Below are 18295 nucleotides of genomic sequence, written 5' to 3'. Positions count from 1 at the left end.
AGCGTCACTATGTTGAACTCAGGTTCCAGCAATGGCTTTCAAAGCTTGCTCCTTGAATCAAAATTTGCGGGTGGCAAGGAACGTCTAGCAGTCTCTTTATTGTTTAGTGTGATCGCCGCTGGAATCGCCGGTCTTGTACTTTACGGCGCGTATTATGGTGGCATTACCGCGTTGCTATTGAGATCGTCGTTTTTCTCTTTAGTCGCAGCGGCTGCCATGCTGTTTTATGCGCTGAGATATAAAAGTGTCGCGGGTCGTGGCGCGTTTTATCTATTGACTCTATTGGCGTTAATTCCGGGACCTTATTTGTGGCATAACTACATTGATATTGTCATGCGTGGCGCCATGTCGGTTGGTCAAGACCGCTGGATCTTTATGGCGCTCATTGCGGTGGTGTTTGTTTTTGTTCGTATTGCAGTAGGTCGGGCACTCATTATTTTAATGACGCTGGCATTTTTGTACGCGTATTTTGGTGATGCGATACCAGGAAAGTATGGACACAGTGGTTATGATCTTAGCCGTTTGACGTCTACTTTAATGCTTTCTACAGAAGGCGTTTTTGGTGTACCAATGGGGGTGGCGGTTGAGTATATTTTTCTCTTCGGTTTGTTTGGTGCGATTTTAACCAAAATTGGTACGGGCGAAGTGTTTGTTGACATTGCGCGGGGCGTAACGGGGCGTGTTCAAGGGGGACCTGGATTATCAGCGGCTTTATCTAGTGCTTTACTGGGGCTCTCTTAATGGCAGTGCTGTCGCCAACGTAGTGACCACAGGAACCTTTACTATCCCGCTAATGAAGCGTGTTGGTTACAGCGCAAAATTGGCTGGAGCGATTGAAGCGGCAGCGTCTTCCGCCGGAGCAAATTATGCCGCCAGTTATGGGGGCTGCCGCCTTTTTAATGGCGGAAATGATCGGTATTCCTTATGCGGAAGTCGCGTTAGCCGCTTTGGTACCAGCGCTTCTTTATATTTTTGCTTTGATGATTGCTGTGCGTCTTGAGGCTGGACGCCTTAACTTAGCAAGAGATACGGGGGCTGGTTTACAGCTGTTGCTGACCACTCTAAAAACAAAAAGTTATCTTTTGCTTCCGCTGGTGGTGTTGATTGGTTTGATGGTCTCAGGTAAATCGCCGACACAAGCGGCTGTGATGGGAATTTTAGCGGGGTTAGCGGTTTGTCCTTGGAAGAAAGAAACACGTATTAATATGTTTGACCTTATTTCTGCCTGTAAGGAAACCTTAACTTCGACTTTACCTATTGTTGCGGCAGTGGCGGCGGCGGGTGTAATCATTGGGGTATTAAATCTCACTGGCATGGGTTTGATGTTGTCTGGTTTGATCATTGAATTGGGCGATGGCAACTTATGGGCGGTGTTATTACTGACTGCTCTGGCGTCTTTTGTTCTAGGGATGGGCTTGCCGACCTCCGCTGCGTACCTCTTGTTGGCGGTATTAGTGGCGCCTGCGATGACACAACTTGGTATGGAAGCGTTATCGGCGCATATGTTTATCTTCTACTTTGGATTGGTGTCTGCTATCACGCCCCCTGTTGCTTTGGCCGCTTATGCTGCCGCGACGATTTCTGGTGCTGATGCAAATGAAACCGCGGTGGAGTCTATGCGCTTGGGCTTTGTTAAACTGCTCGTGCCATTTTTGTTTGTCACCATGCCGGGGTTTTGTTGATTGGCACAATGTCCAGTGTGGTTGCCGCGATTACTTTTGCGACCTTGGCGACAGCGTCCATGAGCATTGGCTTTTCTGGTTGGTTACGTGAGCATTTATCCTGGCTGACTCGTTTATTGTATGTGGTTGCAGCCGTGTTAATCGCTTGGCCTGCAGCAGCAACGGACACGTCTATCGCTGTATTGGGCGCTCGCGTTATCGGTATTGTACTGTTTGCTGGATTGCTGTTCAAAGCAAGCATTCAAACAAAGCCCAATACCATGAAAGCTGAAGTTTAATGGCTTAGAAAACGAAACAACGGATACTAAAAAGCGCATATTCCTATAACTGAAATATGCGCTTTTTTATGATTTCTTAGTCACTATGGCTTGTTAAGGCAACCCCGTCATCAGCAGTTTAATGCCGTAAGACATGGTTAATATAGCAATGAAGCCGATGCCATAGAGGAGCAAAAACCATTGCCACGATTTAAGCTTGGCGGTCTTTTCTTTTAGGCTTTTTAGTGACATTAGTAACCCTCCTGATAATCTTCCACCTTGCCAGCAAAGACGCGATAACCCCATAAAGTATAGGCGCAGATCAATGGCACGAAGATGCATATACCGGGTAGCAAGAAGAGCAAGCTGCTGTCTGGCGATGCTGCTTCCATAAAGGTGAGTTGCCTTGGTATGAGGTACGGGAATAAACCGACCACAAGACCAGCAAAGCCCAATAAGAATAGCGTTGCAGCATACCAAAATGGTCGACCTTCATGATGAACGACGTCATTCGAATGCCTGTTTAAATCTCGCCATGCCAAAACCGCGACCACCAAGGTGATAATAGGTAAGGGCGATAACCACAGGAAATTCAAACCAGAAAACCAACGCTGACGAATGTCTATCTGGGTTGCCACGGTCCACAAACTCACTATTACCATGGCTAAAATAGTGATCAGTAAGAGTTGTTTACCTAATTTCGCCGCGTGTTCTTGAATACGTCCGCGACTCTTCATAAACAAATAACAAGCGGCTAACAGCGCATAACCCGCCATGACAGAAAAGCCTGTTAGGATAGAAAAGGGCGTTAGCCAATGCAGACTAGATAAACTGTCGACACCGGCAGGTACGCCTTGAACGATGGAGCCTAGCAGCATGCCTTGGCAAAATGCTGCGATAGCAGAACCCGCGCTAAAGGCGAAATCCCAATAAGGTCGAGACGTATCGGACTTAAACCGATATTCGAACGCCACACCGCGAAAGATTAAAGCAAACAGCATCAGCATGATGGGCAGATAAAAGGTTGAGGTAATGCCTGCATAAGCGGCAGGAAACGCCGCAAACAACACCACACCACCAAAGACTAACCAGGTTTCGTTGCCATCCCAAACATGTGAAATAGAACGCATTAAATGGTCGCGCTCGCCCTCTTGGTTGAACCAAGGGTAGAGAATGCCAATCCCGAGGTCGAAGCCATCAAGTAACACGTACATAAAGATGGCAAAGCCTAAGACAAGGAAGTAGAAAAGCGCCAAATCCATCATTTATCTCCTTGTTCTATTGTTGGTTGATCTTTTGTTTTCAGATCTGTCGATTGTTGTTCTTTCGATGTTAGCGACTTCACCCAAGCCAATGCGTAGCCAGGCGCTTTCATACCAATAAGCTGCTGCTCTAAGGCTTCCATTGATGGCGGCCCCTTCTTAATCAGCTTGCCCATGAAGTAGAGATAAACACCAATTAGTAAGCTGTAAATGATCACAAACATGGTCAAGGTAAACAGCACGCGTTCTGCAGGCAGTGGCGACACAATTTCGGACGTTCTTACCAAGTTATAGACAATCCAAGGTTGACGACCAATTTCGACTACATACCAACCTGCTAGTACCGCAATGACACCCATAGGTGTAAATAGTGTCACGAGAGACAAGAATGCTTTGTTTTCATATAAGCGACCTTTACGACGTAACAAGAGAGCAAGCGCCGCAATACCCATCATGCCAAAACCAATGCCAACCATGACACGGAAAGACCAAAATACTAACGGTACATTGGGTCTGTCTTCAGGCGGTACCGCCTTTAGACCTTGCACTGCGCCATCCCACGAGTGAGTTAGGATCAGGCTGCCGAGGTTGGGGATGCCGAGTCTCATAATCGTTCGATTCCGTTTTCATATTGGGCATGGCAAACAGCAGCAGTGGCACGTTTTCTTCTTGTGCTGGCCAAATCCCTTCCATGGCCGCCAATTTGATTGGCTGATGTTCTTTTACGTTCAAACCGTGCATATCGCCGATCCATGCTTGTAGTGGAGTGAGTACCAAGGCGAACCACATGCACATGGATAAGCCTTTTTTCGCGAACGGAATGTGTTTCTTTTTCAATAAGTAGTAGGCACAGATGCCGGCTACAACAAAAGTGGCGGTAATTAATGACGCAACTAACATGTGTGTGAGGCGATAGGGCATGGATGGATTGAAAATCACTGCCATCCAGCTTTCCACTTCAAACTTGCCATCGACGATTTTGTGCCCTGTGGGAGTTTGCATCCAAGAGTTGGCGACGATGATCCAAAAGGCGGAAATCCACGTCCCTACCATGACGACGATGGTTGAGAAAAAGTGCAGCTTCCGACCAACACGTTGCCAGCCAAACAACATGACACCAAGAAAGCCAGCTTCCATGAAAAAAGCCGTTAGTACTTCATACGCCATCAATGGCCCAAGTACTGCCCAGGTCATTTCTGAGAACTTGGAAAAGTTGGTACCAAACTCGTAGGACAAGACGATACCGGACACCACCCCCATACCGAAGGTAATGGCGAAGGGTTTGATCCAAAATTTTGCCAACTGTAAGTAATAAGGGTTGTGTGTTTTAAGCCACAGACCTTCCCAAATGGCAATCAGCGTCGCCAAACCAATGGTAATGCTGGGGAAAATGATATGAAAGCTCACCGTAAAGGCAAACTGTATGCGAGATAAGATGGCGACGTCGAGGTCCATAATGGCTCCCTTAGCAATAAATAAGCGTTAGGTAGTTAAACGTTGTTTTTAACGCTTAGCGTGCGTATTTGTTGTACAGCCAAAGGCAGTATTGCTAATCCTACAATGCTAAAAAGCGCAATGATTTCGGTCATTAAAAAGCCAGTGTTCATGGTGTTGGTCCTGTTAGTTGATAAATATTTGATGTAAATCAAAGGTTGCCTTAGTCATAGCAAAGGACAGGCCAACTATTAGTGATATTTATGCTTTTGATTTTAAAGGGAATTTTTATTTCTTTGCTTGCTGTGTCAAAAAGGTTTACGATTTTTCCATTTACAGATGTAAACGAGGTTTACGATTTTGACGCTTTCCTTGATGTTTGAAGTCGCCATGCTGGTGAACAGTGTATGTGGTGTATTGGTCGCCGTTTGGCTATTGTGGCGCGCACGAAAGCAAAGTGACCTACAAGCGTTGGCTGGCTTTGCCATCATGATGGCTATTTGGTGTTTTGGGCATGTGGTTTTATTTCAAGGCTATGAGCAAATTGGTATTCATATCATTCTTGCTAATCCATTAATGCCGACTTTTTTCTTACATTTTGCCATCCGTTTTGTCAATTCAGGCCCGGCTAAAGAGCCTATGTTAGAACGCCTATATCAGGTCGTGCCTTGGTTCTATCTTACCAGCTTCGCGGTCGTGTTACAGAGCTGGTGGATTGGTGCGGGCGATGCGATTAGCACCTTAGAGACACGTTCATTTTTCATTTTTACTGAAGCTGGGGCCTGGAACCTCGCCTACACCGTGTTGATTGGTATCTTGGCTCATGGTGTGCTGTTGTTTGGTTGGTATCGGCATTCTGGTAACAAGAAACGCTCCATTCTAGCCATGTTCGGCGTTGGCGCTTGGGGGTTATTGTTAGCGACCAGTTTTGTGTTTCCTTCCTTTGGCATTAGCTGGTTTCCGTATCCCATGCTCTTGCTGCCAACCTATTTGCTGTTGTTGGTTTATGCGGTGGTGCGCTATCAAATTTTGTCAGTCAATGCCTTTGCCAATCGTGCCTTGCTTTGGGTGGCCATGATGTTGGTGATTCTCTGTGTGATCGCAGTAATCAGCGTGGTATCTGGACGCCTTGGTTTGCAGGCGTTAGCCAATGTGCCAAGTTGGCAGTTGTGGCTGTATTCCTTGTTGATCTTGGTTGTCGCTGCGGTCATTTATCAGCCGTTGAGTCGTTTGGTATCGCGGCTTATTTATCCTGGCGCCTCCTTGAATGAAGCGATATTGGATACCTGGTCAACACAATTAAAAGACGCCCAAGACTGGTCGCAATTGATCGCCATTGGTGAGCGTTTACTTTCTCTGCAGATAAGACGCAGTGTGGCGATTCAATTGCAACGTTCTGCTTACCCAATGAAAAAGCAAGACGATGTTTTAGCAATACGAGTGTCTCGATCCGAGTCGGATTGGCACTTTGTTTTGATCGGTTGGGAGGATGCCAGCCCTGGGATGCGTTTGACAGCGGAGGTGTTTGCCTCTTTATTTTCGACTAGCTGTGGCTTGCTTGAGCGGTTGTTGGCCTTAGCGGTGGCGGAACGAAAACGCATGGATGAGCAGCATTTGGTTGAGCTGGGCAGTTTGTCGGCGGCCATGGCCCACGAGTTACGCAATCCTCTGAACATTATTTCCATGGCAGCCTATGACGCGCCAGCTGAAACGCGTCAACATATTCAGACTCAGCTAAAACGCGCGGATCGTTTGGTGAGCGATATGTTGGTGTATTCCGGTGGCTTGACGTTGCAAGTTGTCGCCACGCCTTTACGTTCTTTAATAGCGAGTATTCTGGCGCAAGCTCAGCTAGAAGGTGTGGCGTTTGAACTTGATATCGATGAAGCGATTGAGTTGGATGCTGACCCGCAACGACTTCAACAGGTGTTTATTAATCTCATCGATAATGCCGTGTCTTTTTTGCGCAATATGCCAGAGGGCAAATTATTGATTGAAGCCAAAGAAGAAGATCAACAGATTGTCATCCAAGTGCATAATAACGGGCCAGCCATCGACCCAAGCCTGCAAGGTGAAGTTTTATTTCAGCCATTTGTGACTAAGCGAGCGGGTGGCAGTGGTCTTGGGTTAGCGATTGTGCGTCGTATTGTTGATGCCCATGGCGGGAAGATTAGACACCGTTCTGATTCGGCTTGGCCTGTGACCTTCGAGCTTATTTTACCTCGCCACTTTTCTGGCGTTGCGATTTTAAACAGAGAATTCCATGACTCAAAATAAAATATTACTGGTCGACGATGAACCTGCATTTCGTGAATTGGCGAGCCGTTGGTTGGCGAAGCAAGATTACCAGGTCAAAACCGCGGGTAGTTTAGACGACGCCCGAGGTGCATTGGCGTTGTTTGATGCGGATTTGGTGCTATTAGACTTGTCTATGCCGCCGCATTTTGATCCGCAAGTGACCTTGGATGCGATGGACGATTTTGCGGGTCGTCCGGTGATTATTATTACTGGCCACGCGGATCGGGATTTGGCCCTAAAAGCCATTGAACTTGGCGCATGGGATTTTATTGCTAAGCCCATTGATCCAGATATGTTGGCGGTGGTGGTGCGCCGAGCCATCACCAAAACCACCTTAGAGCGAGAATTAACTCAGCTAAAGCAAGTTAGTCATTCTTCCCAAGGTGCGTCTGCGTATATTGGTCATTCGATGAGTTCACAAAAGGTCAGGGCGTTGGTGGAGCGAATCGCACCGACGGATGTGCGTGTTTTGGTCACGGGGCCATCGGGTACGGGTAAAGAAGTCATTTCGCGCACCTTGCACGACTTGAGTCATCGCGCAGCCAAGCCGTTTGTTTCTGTGCATTGCGGCGCGATTCCTGCGGATTTATTAGAAAGCGAACTGTTCGGTTACGTGAAAGGCGCGTTTACTGGGGCGGAAAAAGACAAAATTGGCCTATTGAGTTTGGCCGATGGCGGCACCTTGTTCTTGGATGAGATCGGCGAAATGCCGTTGGCGATGCAGGTGAAACTGCTGCGAGTGCTGCAAGAGGGCACCTTCTTCCCTGTCGGTGGCCGAGAACAGAAATACATCGACATCCGTGTGATTTCCGCAACCAACGCCGACTTACTTGAAAAAGTCCGAGAAGGTAGCTTCCGAGAGGACCTGTATTACCGAATCAAAGGCGTCAATATTGAAACCCAAGCGCTGGCGGAGCGTCTAGAAGACGTTCCCGTATTGCTACAGTCATTTCTGCAGCGTTTGCAAAGTCAGCAAACCAAGCAATTACAGCTCAGTCCTGAAGCCGTGCAATGGTTCCGAGATCAATCATGGCCGGGCAATGTTCGAGAGTTGAAGAACGCCCTAGAAAGCGTCGCGTCTATTTGCCCGCAAGGTCGAATCACCATGGAAGATATCCAGCTGTTATATCCAAGTGGTGAGTCTGTTCGTCAAACCATGGCAAGCTTACCAACGAGCGACGCCTCATTAGATGAACAAGTCCGCGACCTTGAGATTCGACTGATTAACCAAGCCTTAGAAAAAAGCCAAGGCAACCGCACCCAAGCCGCCAAACAACTGGGTATTTCACGACAAGGGCTGATTAAGAAAATAGAGCGATATGGGTTGTAGAACGAGCTTAATCGTTTTACATAGATTCTTTGATTAAGGTCAGTATTTTTTAATCATTTTGTTACTTTCAGTGTGAAAATTGTTTTGTTTTTGTCATTAACTGCGGTGTAGTATCTGACGATAACTCTACAATAAAAAACATAATAAGGATGTTATTATGAAGTGGCAAAGTCTATCCGTTAGAAGTCGCATGTTCTCTGTTCTTGCAGTGTTGCTGGTTGCCAGTACGGTGGTCTCAGTAAGTACTCAAGCACTTTCCACGCTAGATACAGAGTTAGAACAGTTAAAAAAAGAAGTATTACCCACCCATCTAAGTAATCTAGCCTCACAAATTAGTACTGAAATTACGCCGTTAATTACTGCCTCTCATCTCATGACAAACGACAATTTTGTTGAAGACTGGGTTCGCAAAGGCGCAGCAGATAATCAGATTTCTTTTATAGAAGCTAAGCTGAAATCCGTGAAAGACATCGCGGGCAGTGACTCGACATTTTATGTTTTAAATGGCCCAAATGGTTTGGAATATTTTGGCTATGAGAAAAACTTTTTTAGAACGCTGTTGCCAGATTATCCTTACAAAGAGTTTTATCCGAATTTTTTGGCCACAGGCCATGATTATGAGTTGAATTTACAGTATGAAAATCAAATGCTGTTTATCAATTATCGTAGTAATGCTGTGGATCCAAATACCAATAAACCCTATTCAGTAGCAGGGCTTGGAATTAAAGCGGACAAGCTGATTAATATGGTTCAGAAGCTCAAGGTAGGTCCGCAGGGACGCGCTATGTTGGTAACAAGCAATGGTGTGATCCAAGCAAAAGGTGATTCTTCCTTTATGGATAGGATCGAGAAAAGTCATATTTCTAGTTTGTTGAACAATAAAATCGACCTAGTTATTGATGATGTGATGATTAACGAACAGGTTTATTATCTGGGGTCATTATGGGTACCAGTATTAGACAGGTTTATTATGCTCGTGGTGCCGAAACAGCAGATCATGGCACCGATTTATAAACAGCTCCAGAAGGCGTTTCTCTACTCTGTTGTCTTTATTTTGATTTCATTGCTCATTCTTCATTTTGTGATTGGTTCTTTGACTCGTCCTATTGTGGCGATTGGTAAGGACGTTCGTTATGTGTCTGATAATTTAGATCTTAATTATCAGATCAAGAGTTCTGATAAAGCGGAAATCGGTGCTTTGGCTGGCGCAGTTAACTCCTTGCTGCGGACTTTAAAGGGCTCATTAATGGCGGTGAACGATGCTGTTAAAACGACAGATGGTGCAATTGAAGGTTTGAACCAGCAAGTTGATGAGCTTTCTAAAGCGTCGGAAGCAGAGAAACAGTCTATAGGACAAATTGCTTCTGCGACTCAGGATATTACTGAGCAGAGCGCTCAGGTCAAAGATTTGGCAACAAGAGCGGGAGAGTTGTCTGATCAAAGTAATGCGGAGCTTCAGCAGGCTAACAAAGAAGTTCAGAGTAGCTTGGTGTTTTTGCAAGCTTTAGAAGTCGATATGATGCAAAGTAAAACCAGCCTGACTGAGCTGAATGAAAATATAGAAAAGATTGTTTCCGTGTTGAACGTTATTAGTTCTATTTCTGAGCAGACTAATTTGCTTGCTCTAAATGCGGCCATAGAAGCGGCTCGTGCTGGCGAACATGGTCGAGGATTCGCTGTTGTGTCGGATGAAGTTCGCATGCTGTCTCAGCGCACGAGCGAATCGACCAATGAGATACAGAGTATTATTTCACAGTTGCGAGCCGCATCGACGCAGGTTACCTCACAGATGGACGTGGCGTGTGAAAAAAGCATTCAGACGCTTGGCAGTCAACAGCTGGTCTCCGAAAAAGTTATGGCCCTTGATGCTTTCTTGCAGCAATTGTTTGATATGAATGAACAGGTGGCAGAGCGGGCCGGCATTCAAAATGCGTCGGTTGCAGACATTAATCAGCATTTATCCATGTTGGCCGCGCAAAGTGAACAGACAGTCGAACTATTTCATCAAAGCCGAGCGGCAACCAATGCCATTGGCGAAGAGATGAGACACCTAAAAGACAAAGTCGAGCTGTTCAAAGTGACTTGATGCAAGCATATAATTTAAACCGAGCCTAGTTAATCAGGTTTGGTTTAAATTTACTTATGCGTGGCGCTCGCTTTGGTTTTTAAGTGACTCGGTTAGGTGAGTGAGAAAATACCTCACGATAGTGGGTAATTTTCTTCTCGACATAATTTGCACTTGAAGGCTGCGCTGAGCTAACGCTGGTTCGCGCATTGGCCGTATAACTAGACCATCTCGCTTTGCTCGTCTCGCAACGGTTAGTTCCCCACAGAGAGCAATGGCATTTTCGCTTTCGCTCGCAAAGGTATAAATAGAACCCGCAGAGTCGCTAGACAAGGCTGGAATGATTTGTACTCCTTCAATATGACAAGCTATATCAAATAAGTAACTGAGTGTTGTTCCTGATCCGGATGTAGCAATAGGGTATTCGGTTAAATCCCTTACGCTAATGTCTTGCTGGCTGGCTAGCGGGTGATTTTTGGATAATAAGGCGACGATCGGAGAAGGCACTTGCAGCGACACTTCAACGCCTTGCTCAGGTTGCAAATTGAAGGTAAACGCAGCATCTACTCGGCCTTCTCTAACCAGTTGAGTTGCTCTGCTTGAGTCGACAACTTGTAGTGAAAAGCGAGCACTTGGGTATTCCAAGCGGAATTTTGCGATGACATGCGGGAGAAAGTCCCAAGCCATGCCTTCTGGACAAGCCAGTGCGATAGACTGCTGCTGGATATTGCTAATTCCCCTCATTTCCGACATCACGTTTTTAAATTCCAACGTATTACGCAACGAATAGGTATATAGCACTTCACCAGCTGGTGTGAGCGTCATGCCACGCGCTTTACGTTCAAACAATGTTAGCTGAAGTTTTTCTTCTAACTGAGTTATTTGTCGGCTGATTGCCGAAACCGCGACGTGGAGTTCTTCCGAAGCCGCAGACAAGGAACCCGTTTTTGCAACAGCGTGAAAGTACTTTAACGAGATGTCATTCATAAGATTTCTATTTTATAGAAGGTTTTGTTGTGTAATTGATAATTGTTGTAAAGCTTATTACATCTTAAGCTAAATGCCATAATAAATTCGTGCATTTTGGAGAGATTATGTCCCAAGCAACCAGCCAAAATGGTCGACAAGCCGCGTTACAACAGGCTATTGCGACCATTGAAAATGGTCAGTTTATCGCAACATTAACGCGTCGTGTGGCGTTTGCTAGTGAAAGTCAAAACCCAAGTGCCAGTGCTGAATTAATGACGTATTTAACCGATGAAATTCAGCCAACGTTAGTGAAATTGGGGTTTGAGTGTGAGATCTTCGCGAATCCAATAGAGTCTTGCCCGCCGCTATTAATTGCTAAACGCATGGAGGGTGAATCTTTACCGACACTATTAACTTATGGTCATGGTGATGTCACTAATGGGCAGGCGGAATTATGGCAAGAAGGTACTCATCCTTGGAAATTGTCTCAGATTGGCGAGAAAATTTACGGACGTGGTACGGCAGATAATAAAGGTCAGCACACGATTAACCTGCTCGCACTGGAGTCGGTATTAAATGCTCGTGAAGGTAAGTTGGGTTACAACATTAAAATCCTATTTGAGATGAGTGAAGAAGTTGGCTCTAAAGGATTAGAACTGTTTTGTCGTGAGCAAAAAGAAGCGCTAAAAGCCGACTTGTTTTTAGCGTCTGATGGTCCTAGGTTAAATGCTCAGACACCGACTATTTTTTTAGGTTCTCGTGGCGTTTGCCAATTTCGACTACGGTGTGAAACTGGCAATGGTGCACGTCATTCAGGTAATTGGGGGGCGTTATTACCAATCCGGTGACACGCTTACAGCACGCTCTTTCTAGTATGATGACAGCGAATGGTCGAATAATTGCTGAGTGCTTACGTGCGCCTTTACCAAGTGGTTTGGCGGCTGAAATGATGCGTGAATTAACGGTGGGTGGCTATGCTGGTGATCCGATGTTGAATGACCAATGGGGTGAGAAAGAGCTTACTGCAGGTGAGAGATTGTTTGGTTGTAATACTCTCGAAGTAATCGCTCTTGGTGCTGGAGATATCCAAAAGCCTATTGGTGCGATTCCTGACGTCGCTGAGGCGGTATGTCACTTGCGTATTGTACCGGGAACCGACTGGCAGAATTTGGTTGCTAACCTATCAGACTTTTTAGATGAGAAAGGGCTAGGGGATGTTAAGGTGATTTTTGAAGGTGGTTACAATGCGACGCGCTTAGATCCGGCTCATCCTTGGGTTGGCTTTGTTAAGCGTTCTATGGAAACCTCGTTAGACCAAACGGTGACTGTTTTGCCTAACTTAGGTGGTACTATTCCAAATCATTGTTTCGCAGATGTATTAGAATTACCAACTGTGTGGATGCCTCATTCTTATCCATCTTGTAAACAGCATGCGCCTGATGAGCATCTTCTAGAAAGTGTTGTTGAGCAAGGGCTTTTAGCGGTTACTGGATTATTTTGGGATTTAGGCGAACATTGGCCTGAGTAATTGAGAGGCTTTTAGTGTCTGAAACGGTGGCTCAAAGAGGCCACCGTTTTTCTTTGTATTGGTTATGATGACCTGATTTTTGCGAATAAACTGTATGATAGATTTTCTTTTGTATTTAGTATTAGGGGCCTGCTCTGGGCTATTGGCAGGGCTGTTTGGCATAGGTGGCGGCTTGATCATTGTACCTGTGTTGGTATTCAGTTTTACCTTGCAAGGCATATCGGCTGAAGTGTTGACGCATCTGGCAGTAGGAACGTCACTCAGTGCTATTTTCTTTACCTCGATTAACTCGGTGATAGCGCACCATAAAAAAGGCGCAGTAGCGTGGCAAATGGTTATCTGGCTTGGTGCTGGGATTTTATTTGGTAGTGCGTTGGGAGGGGTGACTGCGTCGTATATTCCGGGTGAGAATCTTCAGCAAATTATTGGTGTGTTTTGCTTACTGATGTCATTACAAATGGCGGCGAATTGGCGTCCTAAAGACCAAGGCTCTGGCTTAACTAAATCGGTGATGTCTATGGCTGGCGTAGTTATTGGTTGGGTGTCGGCAATTTTTGGCATTGGTGGTGGTTCTGTAATGGTGCCATTTTTATCTTGGAAAGGGGTTGATATTAAGAAGGCGGTAGCAACTTCTGCGGCATGCGGTTTACCCATTGCTTTCTCGGGAGCTATTTCCTTTGTGGTTATTGGTTGGAATCATTTAGAGTTGCCACCTAACAGTATCGGCTTTGTGTATTTACCTGCGTTAGTAGGTATTGCCTTGATGAGTATGTTTTCTGCTCGTGTTGGTGCTCAACTAGCACACCATTTGAATCCTATAATGTTAAGACGACTATTTGCTTTACTGCTGTTTGTGGTAGGAGTGAATTTCTTAGTTTGATGTCATCGATGAAAATTTAAAATAAAAAAACGCTGCGTAAGGCAGCGTTTTTTTTATGGTCAGATAAGAACTTCTATTTAGTTGATTTTGAAGTGTCTACGGATGCCAAGTAAGGCGAGCAAACTGATTAAGCTAGTCAGCAATAGGTAATAACTTGGCGCCAATTGATCTCCCGTGGCACTGATAGTCCAGACGAGTAAGAATGGAGTAAAGCTCCCAAACACTGTTGTACTGATGTTGTAACTCAGAGCCATCCCTGTTGCACGAACACGAGTAGGGAACATCTCAGACATCAGAGCGGGCAAGCCACCAAAGTACATGGATTTCAAGACACTTAACCAAAATAGAACACTGGCAAGCATGATTAATGTTGGGTGGTGAGACAAAACGAAGAACGCAGGCCAAACCGTAATAAAGAACAGCACACCAGCAAAAATCATTAAACGAGTCCGGCCAATACGGTCTGACAAAATCCCAACAAACGGTGTTAACAACATTAGCACCGTGTAGCTGATTAGAGTGCCACCGTAACCAATGGAGTTACTTAAGCCTAGATATTTTGTGGCATAAGTCGGCATGAAAATAATCGAATAGGTTACAGATGTAGACAGTATCATGGCGCCGATATTGAATAGGATGCCGAGTTTGTTATTCGCAAACAATTCTATTAATGGCACTTTCTCTTCTTTTGAAGCGGTAAATTCACCCGTTTCTTCAATGTGTCGGCGGATGTATAAACCCACAGGACCAATCAATAAACCAAAGATGAAAGGAATGCGCCAGCCCCAGTTTTCTAACTGATCCGTGGTTAATGTGGTTGTTAGTAACAACCCAAATCCTGCTCCTAACAAACCACTTAATCCTTGGCTTGCAAACATGAAGCTAGAGATAAAGCCTTTACGTTCAGGGTAATGTTCAACCAGCATCGCTGTGGCGCTACCAAATTCCCCGCCAGCCGAAAAACCTTGCAATAATCGAGCGAGTAAAATCCCTAATGGTGCCAATAAGCCAATAGTTTCGTAGGTTGGCATTGCAGCAATTAGAAAAGTTCCTGCCATCATTAGCCAAATGGTTAATAGCATTGCTGCTTTTCGCCCTATTTTGTCTGCGTAGTTACCAATCACAATCGCACCAATAGGGCGAATGAGATATGACATCGCGAATGTGAAGAGCGCGAGCATGAGTGACAGTGTTTCGTTATCGGTAGGAAAGAACAATTTTGAAATAGTGCGGGCAAAGAAGGCATAGACGATTAAGTCAAACCATTCCAATGCGTTGCCAATAGAGGAGGCAATAATGAGTTTAAGTAATTTTTTATCTGTTGATTTTTTTGCAGAGGCTGTCGCGCGCTCCATCTTATAAGTGTCCGACATTTAATGTGGCTCCGTTGTATTTTTATCTTGCTAGTAACTCTCCGATCGATACTAGGGAAGGATGAGTTTTTGCACAATTATTCATTTATTAAAACTTCTTTGCTTTTTTTAGAAAGCTTAGGGTGTCCATTTTAGGGCACAGATGGAGAGTTAGTGTTTTTTAAGAAAGTAGTGGCGAAGTCATGTTTTGTGCTGGTATTGGGGTCTTAGAAGAAAAAAACCAATGTTTTGGCGGTACAATCAAGCGCGATACATTATCGAACTTGATTGGTTTTGGGTTGTTCACTTTCGCCTACGGTACAAGAAATGATCCCATCCTGAACTCTTACTGAAATAGCATCACCTTTTTCAACGTCCTTAATGGAGCGAATCACTTGCTTGTCTTTGGAGGCAATGGCGTAGCCTCTAGCCAAGGTATTCAGTGGGCTGACGAGGTTTAACTTGTCGATGATACGAGCAAAGGCGGTTTGCTTGTTGGTCAAGGTGTTATTGAGCGCACGAACAAGGCGAGCGTCGATGTCTTTGAGCTTTTGTCTGTTCTGATCGATACGGCGCGTAGGGCTATTTTTCTCCAAACGGTGAGCTAAATGAGCGGTTTTCGTTTGTTGCTCTACTATTTTACGTTGCATGCTCTGCTGCAAACGACGTTTCAGCTGTTCTAGTTGATTTTGTTGTTGCTCGATTCGCTCTTTTGGGTGGCGAATACGTTTGGTCATGAAGTCGAGTTGTTGTTGGCATTGCTCAAGGATGTGAGACATGCGCCGAGCCAATTGCTTCTCTTGTTGCTCTATTTGACGAATTAATTGATGGCGATCAGGGCTTAATAATTCCGCTGCCGCCGTTGGTGTGGCGGCACGGACGTCGGCGACAAAATCCGCAATGGTGAAGTCTGTCTCATGGCCCACAGCCGACACAATCGGCGTGTTGGCGGCAAAGATAGCGCGCGCTAAGGCTTCGTCATTGAAGCTCCATAAATCTTCTAATGAACCGCCACCGCGACCGAGAATAATAGCATCAAAGTGGCCGCTGCCATCGGCACGTTGTAGCTGTTTCAGGATGTTTCTGGCAGCCTCTTGGCCTTGTACCAAAGAGGGTAGAATGGTGAGTTCGGTTAAGGGAAAACGTCGACGAAAGGCGATGATCATATCGCGCACAGCGGCACCGACTGGTGAGGTGATAATGGCGACACGCTCTGGTTTGGTGGGGAGTGGCTTTTTGTGCTCAGGTGCAAACAGGCCTTCGGCTTGTAAACTGTTCTTTAGACGCTCAAACGCTTGTTGAAGTGCGCCTTCGCCAGCAGACTCCATGCCTTCAACACTGAGCTGACAGTCACCTCGTGGGCCATAAAACGTGACGCGCGCGCGTAAGCGAACCATGTCGCCATCTTTGGGCTTGAAGCGTACCGCGGCATTTTTGCCTTTGAACATGGCGCAGCGAATTTGCGCTTTGTCATCCTTGAGGGAAAAGTACCAATGACCCGAGCTTGGTTTGGCGAGATTGGAAATTTCTCCTTCTACAAGAATCCACGGTAAGCTTGCTTCAAGTAACTGTTGTATCTGTCTATTTAGCTGTGAGACGGTAAAAGCTGTTTCTTGTGAAGCCGAAGTTGTAAAATTTTTCATCAATCTCTCGTGGTTTTGATTTACCGAGTGCAACTATTGGAGTAGAATTACTTGCCATCTTAACACCCTTGTTGGCATTGGAAACTCCCCATTATGTTACGAATCGTGCAAGAAGCTTTAACGTTTGACGACGTATTGCTTATCCCTGGCTATTCCGAAGTTCTTCCTAAGGATGTTAGCCTTAAAACGAAAATCACTAAAGACATTGAGCTGAATATTCCGCTTATTTCTTCGGCGATGGATACCGTTACTGAACATCGCATGGCGATTGCTCTGGCTCAAGAAGGTGGCATAGGCATTGTGCACAAAAACTTGACCATTGAAGAGCAAGCTCGTGAAGTGCGTCGTGTGAAAAAATTCGAAAGCGGTATCGTCCGTGATCTTGTTACCATCAATCCAGAAGCCAGCGTTAAAGAGCTAATGGAATTGACAGCAGCGAATAGCATCTCAAGTGTACCTGTTGTTCAAGGTTCAGACTTGGTTGGTATCGTAACGAGTCGTGATGTGCGCTTTGTCAAAGATTACGACAAAAAAGTCGCTGACATTATGACACCAAAAGATCGCCTTGTTACTGCGCTGGAAGGGGCATCTTCTGGTTCTATCCGCAAATTGTTGCATGAAAATCGCATTGAGAAAGTGTTGATTGTGAACGAGCAGTTTGAATTGCGTGGTATGGTAACGGTAACGGATTTCAATAAAGCCACCACCTTCCCGAACGCTTGTAAAGATGACCAAGGTCGTTTGCGTGTTGGTGCCGCGGTTGGTACGGGTGCGGATACCGCGGATCGCGTGAAAGCCCTGTCTGATGCAGGCGTTGACATCATCGTTGTCGATACAGCGCACGGTCATTCTAAAGGCGTGATCGATCGTGTTCGTTGGGTAAAAGAAAACTTCCCTCATATTCAAGTGATCGGTGGCAACATTGCGACAGCCGAAGCGGCAATCGCCCTTGCTGACGCTGGTGCGGATGGCGTGAAAGTCGGTATCGGTCCAGGCTCTATCTGTACCACTCGTATTGTTACAGGTGTGGGCGTGCCACAAATCAGCGCCGTGGCGAATGTCGCTGAAGTAATGAATCCTCGTGGTATTCCAGTGATCGCCGATGGCGGTGTGCGTTTTTCTGGCGACATTAGTAAAGCCATTGCAGCAGGCGCCAGTGTTATTATGGTTGGCGGTATTCTTGCTGGTACGGACGAGGCTCCAGGTGAGGTTGTTTTGTTCCAAGGTCGTTCTTTTAAGGCGTACCGTGGTATGGGACTCGCTTGGTGCGATGTCTCAATCTCAGGGTTCAAGCGATCGCTATTTCCAAGATTCAAGCAGCGTTGAGAAGCTTGTACCGGAAGGGATTGAAGGTCGTGTGCCTTCCAAAGGACCAATGGCTGCGGTTGTTCATCAATTGATGGGCGGTGTTCGCTCTTCAATGGGCTACACTGGCTCACCAGATATTGAGACAATGCGTACTAAAGCGCAGTTCTCAAAAATTACAGGCGCAGGTATTCGTGAAAGTCATGTTCATGATGTAACGATTACAAAAGAAGCGCCAAATTATCACGTGGGTTAATCGCGAGATAATTTGACACTGAGATGGGGCGTAC

The 18295-nt window shown here is 45.8% G+C and carries 16 protein-coding genes and 1 pseudogene; 10 read left to right on the top strand and 7 right to left on the bottom strand.

Annotated features, from left to right (window positions below):
* The first annotated feature begins 9 nt into the window (after positions 1-9).
* From ONZ52_RS08230 to ONZ52_RS08215, 3 genes are all read left to right on the top strand, one after another.
* On the top strand, positions 10-741 hold the full coding sequence (locus tag ONZ52_RS08230) for a TRAP transporter large permease subunit (protein WP_265218159.1): 732 nt from the start codon (positions 10-12) through the stop codon (positions 739-741).
* Between the two features lie 125 nt (positions 742-866).
* Positions 867-1682 (top strand): TRAP transporter large permease subunit, encoded by an 816-nt coding sequence (locus tag ONZ52_RS08220; protein ID WP_265218158.1) that lies wholly within the window; start codon positions 867-869, stop codon positions 1680-1682.
* A complete protein-coding gene (locus tag ONZ52_RS08215; RefSeq protein WP_265218157.1) occupies positions 1679-1960 on the top strand; it encodes a hypothetical protein in 282 nt (93 codons plus the stop codon). The genes ONZ52_RS08220 and ONZ52_RS08215 overlap by 4 nt, the downstream gene beginning before the upstream one ends.
* A 93-nt stretch (positions 1961-2053) precedes the next feature.
* On the opposite strand, the gene ONZ52_RS08210 is transcribed toward ONZ52_RS08215, so the two are convergent.
* The 4 genes from ONZ52_RS08210 to ONZ52_RS08195 are packed head-to-tail and all read right to left on the bottom strand — an operon-like array spanning position 2054 to position 4656.
* Positions 2054-2191 (bottom strand): hypothetical protein, encoded by a 138-nt coding sequence (locus tag ONZ52_RS08210; protein ID WP_162623562.1) that lies wholly within the window; start codon positions 2189-2191, stop codon positions 2054-2056.
* Positions 2191-3201 carry a cytochrome d ubiquinol oxidase subunit II gene (gene cydB, locus ONZ52_RS08205; RefSeq protein WP_409419866.1) on the bottom strand — a complete coding sequence of 337 codons (1011 nt, stop codon included), beginning with the start codon at positions 3199-3201 and terminating at the stop codon, positions 2191-2193. Before cydB ends, ONZ52_RS08210 begins: the two co-directional genes overlap by 1 nt.
* Entirely contained in the window at positions 3201-3809 is a 609-nt protein-coding gene (locus ONZ52_RS08200; RefSeq protein WP_265218155.1) for a cytochrome ubiquinol oxidase subunit I, read from the bottom strand. Before ONZ52_RS08200 ends, cydB begins: the two co-directional genes overlap by 1 nt.
* The gene (locus tag ONZ52_RS08195) at positions 3721-4656 is read right to left on the bottom strand and encodes a cytochrome ubiquinol oxidase subunit I (protein ID WP_265218154.1); all 936 of its coding nucleotides are present in this window, start codon (positions 4654-4656) and stop codon (positions 3721-3723) included. Before ONZ52_RS08195 ends, ONZ52_RS08200 begins: the two co-directional genes overlap by 89 nt.
* A 339-nt stretch (positions 4657-4995) precedes the next feature.
* Between ONZ52_RS08195 and ONZ52_RS08190 the strand changes: the two genes are divergently transcribed.
* The 3 genes from ONZ52_RS08190 to ONZ52_RS08180 all read left to right on the top strand — a co-directional run bounded on the left by ONZ52_RS08190 (position 4996) and on the right by ONZ52_RS08180 (position 10349).
* Positions 4996-6912, top strand: coding sequence for a sensor histidine kinase (locus ONZ52_RS08190; protein WP_265218153.1), 1917 nt, complete (start codon positions 4996-4998; stop codon positions 6910-6912).
* Positions 6899-8263, top strand: coding sequence for a sigma-54-dependent transcriptional regulator (locus tag ONZ52_RS08185; protein WP_265218152.1), 1365 nt, complete (start codon positions 6899-6901; stop codon positions 8261-8263). Before ONZ52_RS08190 ends, ONZ52_RS08185 begins: the two co-directional genes overlap by 14 nt.
* A gap of 157 nt (positions 8264-8420) precedes the next feature.
* Positions 8421-10349, top strand: a complete 1929-nt coding sequence (locus ONZ52_RS08180; RefSeq protein WP_265218151.1) for a methyl-accepting chemotaxis protein — start codon at positions 8421-8423, stop codon at positions 10347-10349.
* Between the two features lie 54 nt (positions 10350-10403).
* Here the strand turns inward: ONZ52_RS08180 and ONZ52_RS08175 are convergent, their stop codons facing one another.
* Positions 10404-11315: a LysR family transcriptional regulator gene (locus ONZ52_RS08175; RefSeq protein WP_265218150.1), complete on the bottom strand. Its 912-nt coding sequence runs from the start codon at positions 11313-11315 to the stop codon at positions 10404-10406.
* 107 nt (positions 11316-11422) lie between these two features.
* On the opposite strand from ONZ52_RS08175, the gene ONZ52_RS08170 reads away from it, so the two are divergent.
* The 3 genes from ONZ52_RS08170 (at position 11423) to ONZ52_RS08160 (ending at position 13705) form a co-directional block, all read left to right on the top strand.
* A complete protein-coding gene (locus ONZ52_RS08170) occupies positions 11423-12145 on the top strand; it encodes a M20/M25/M40 family metallo-hydrolase (protein WP_265218149.1) in 723 nt (240 codons plus the stop codon).
* Positions 12142-12825 carry a hypothetical protein gene (locus tag ONZ52_RS08165; protein ID WP_265218148.1) on the top strand — a complete coding sequence of 228 codons (684 nt, stop codon included), beginning with the start codon at positions 12142-12144 and terminating at the stop codon, positions 12823-12825. The genes ONZ52_RS08170 and ONZ52_RS08165 overlap by 4 nt, the downstream gene beginning before the upstream one ends.
* A 94-nt stretch (positions 12826-12919) precedes the next feature.
* The gene (locus ONZ52_RS08160) at positions 12920-13705 is read left to right on the top strand and encodes a sulfite exporter TauE/SafE family protein (protein WP_321160282.1); all 786 of its coding nucleotides are present in this window, start codon (positions 12920-12922) and stop codon (positions 13703-13705) included.
* Positions 13706-13782: 77 nt separating this feature from the next.
* On the opposite strand, the gene ONZ52_RS08155 is transcribed toward ONZ52_RS08160, so the two are convergent.
* Together ONZ52_RS08155 and xseA are read right to left on the bottom strand one after the other, a co-directional pair.
* Entirely contained in the window at positions 13783-15078 is a 1296-nt protein-coding gene (locus ONZ52_RS08155) for an MFS transporter (RefSeq protein ID WP_265218147.1), read from the bottom strand.
* 254 nt (positions 15079-15332) lie between these two features.
* Positions 15333-16700 (bottom strand): exodeoxyribonuclease VII large subunit, encoded by a 1368-nt coding sequence (gene xseA, locus ONZ52_RS08150; RefSeq protein WP_265218146.1) that lies wholly within the window; start codon positions 16698-16700, stop codon positions 15333-15335.
* 93 nt (positions 16701-16793) lie between these two features.
* Between xseA and guaB the strand changes: the two are divergent.
* Positions 16794-18261: pseudogene (gene guaB / locus ONZ52_RS08145) on the top strand (IMP dehydrogenase).
* The last annotated feature ends 34 nt before the right edge of the window (positions 18262-18295 follow it).

The organism is Marinomonas rhodophyticola, assembly GCF_026113935.1.
GTDB lineage: Bacteria > Pseudomonadota > Gammaproteobacteria > Pseudomonadales > Marinomonadaceae > Marinomonas > Marinomonas rhodophyticola.
Note: the sequence above shows the minus strand (reverse complement) of the source record. Positions and strands in the feature narration are given on the sequence as shown.

Excerpts from the sequence above, each read along its gene's own strand:
- ONZ52_RS08230 (WP_265218159.1), top strand. The coding sequence starts at position 10 with ATGTTGAACTCAGGTTCCAGCAATGGCTTTCAAAGCTTGCTCCTTGAA.
- ONZ52_RS08155 (WP_265218147.1), bottom strand. The coding sequence starts at position 15,078 with ATGTCGGACACTTATAAGATGGAGCGCGCGACAGCCTCTGCAAAAAAA.
- ONZ52_RS08175 (WP_265218150.1), bottom strand. The coding sequence starts at position 11,315 with ATGAATGACATCTCGTTAAAGTACTTTCACGCTGTTGCAAAAACGGGT.
- ONZ52_RS08200 (WP_265218155.1), bottom strand. The coding sequence starts at position 3,809 with ATGAGACTCGGCATCCCCAACCTCGGCAGCCTGATCCTAACTCACTCG.
- ONZ52_RS08170 (WP_265218149.1), top strand. The coding sequence starts at position 11,423 with ATGTCCCAAGCAACCAGCCAAAATGGTCGACAAGCCGCGTTACAACAG.
- ONZ52_RS08220 (WP_265218158.1), top strand. The coding sequence starts at position 867 with ATGCCGCCAGTTATGGGGGCTGCCGCCTTTTTAATGGCGGAAATGATC.
- ONZ52_RS08180 (WP_265218151.1), top strand. The coding sequence starts at position 8,421 with ATGAAGTGGCAAAGTCTATCCGTTAGAAGTCGCATGTTCTCTGTTCTT.
- cydB (WP_409419866.1), bottom strand. The coding sequence starts at position 3,201 with ATGGATTTGGCGCTTTTCTACTTCCTTGTCTTAGGCTTTGCCATCTTT.
- ONZ52_RS08195 (WP_265218154.1), bottom strand. The coding sequence starts at position 4,656 with ATGGACCTCGACGTCGCCATCTTATCTCGCATACAGTTTGCCTTTACG.
- ONZ52_RS08185 (WP_265218152.1), top strand. The coding sequence starts at position 6,899 with ATGACTCAAAATAAAATATTACTGGTCGACGATGAACCTGCATTTCGT.
- ONZ52_RS08210 (WP_162623562.1), bottom strand. The coding sequence starts at position 2,191 with ATGTCACTAAAAAGCCTAAAAGAAAAGACCGCCAAGCTTAAATCGTGG.
- ONZ52_RS08160 (WP_321160282.1), top strand. The coding sequence starts at position 12,920 with ATGATAGATTTTCTTTTGTATTTAGTATTAGGGGCCTGCTCTGGGCTA.
- xseA (WP_265218146.1), bottom strand. The coding sequence starts at position 16,700 with ATGAAAAATTTTACAACTTCGGCTTCACAAGAAACAGCTTTTACCGTC.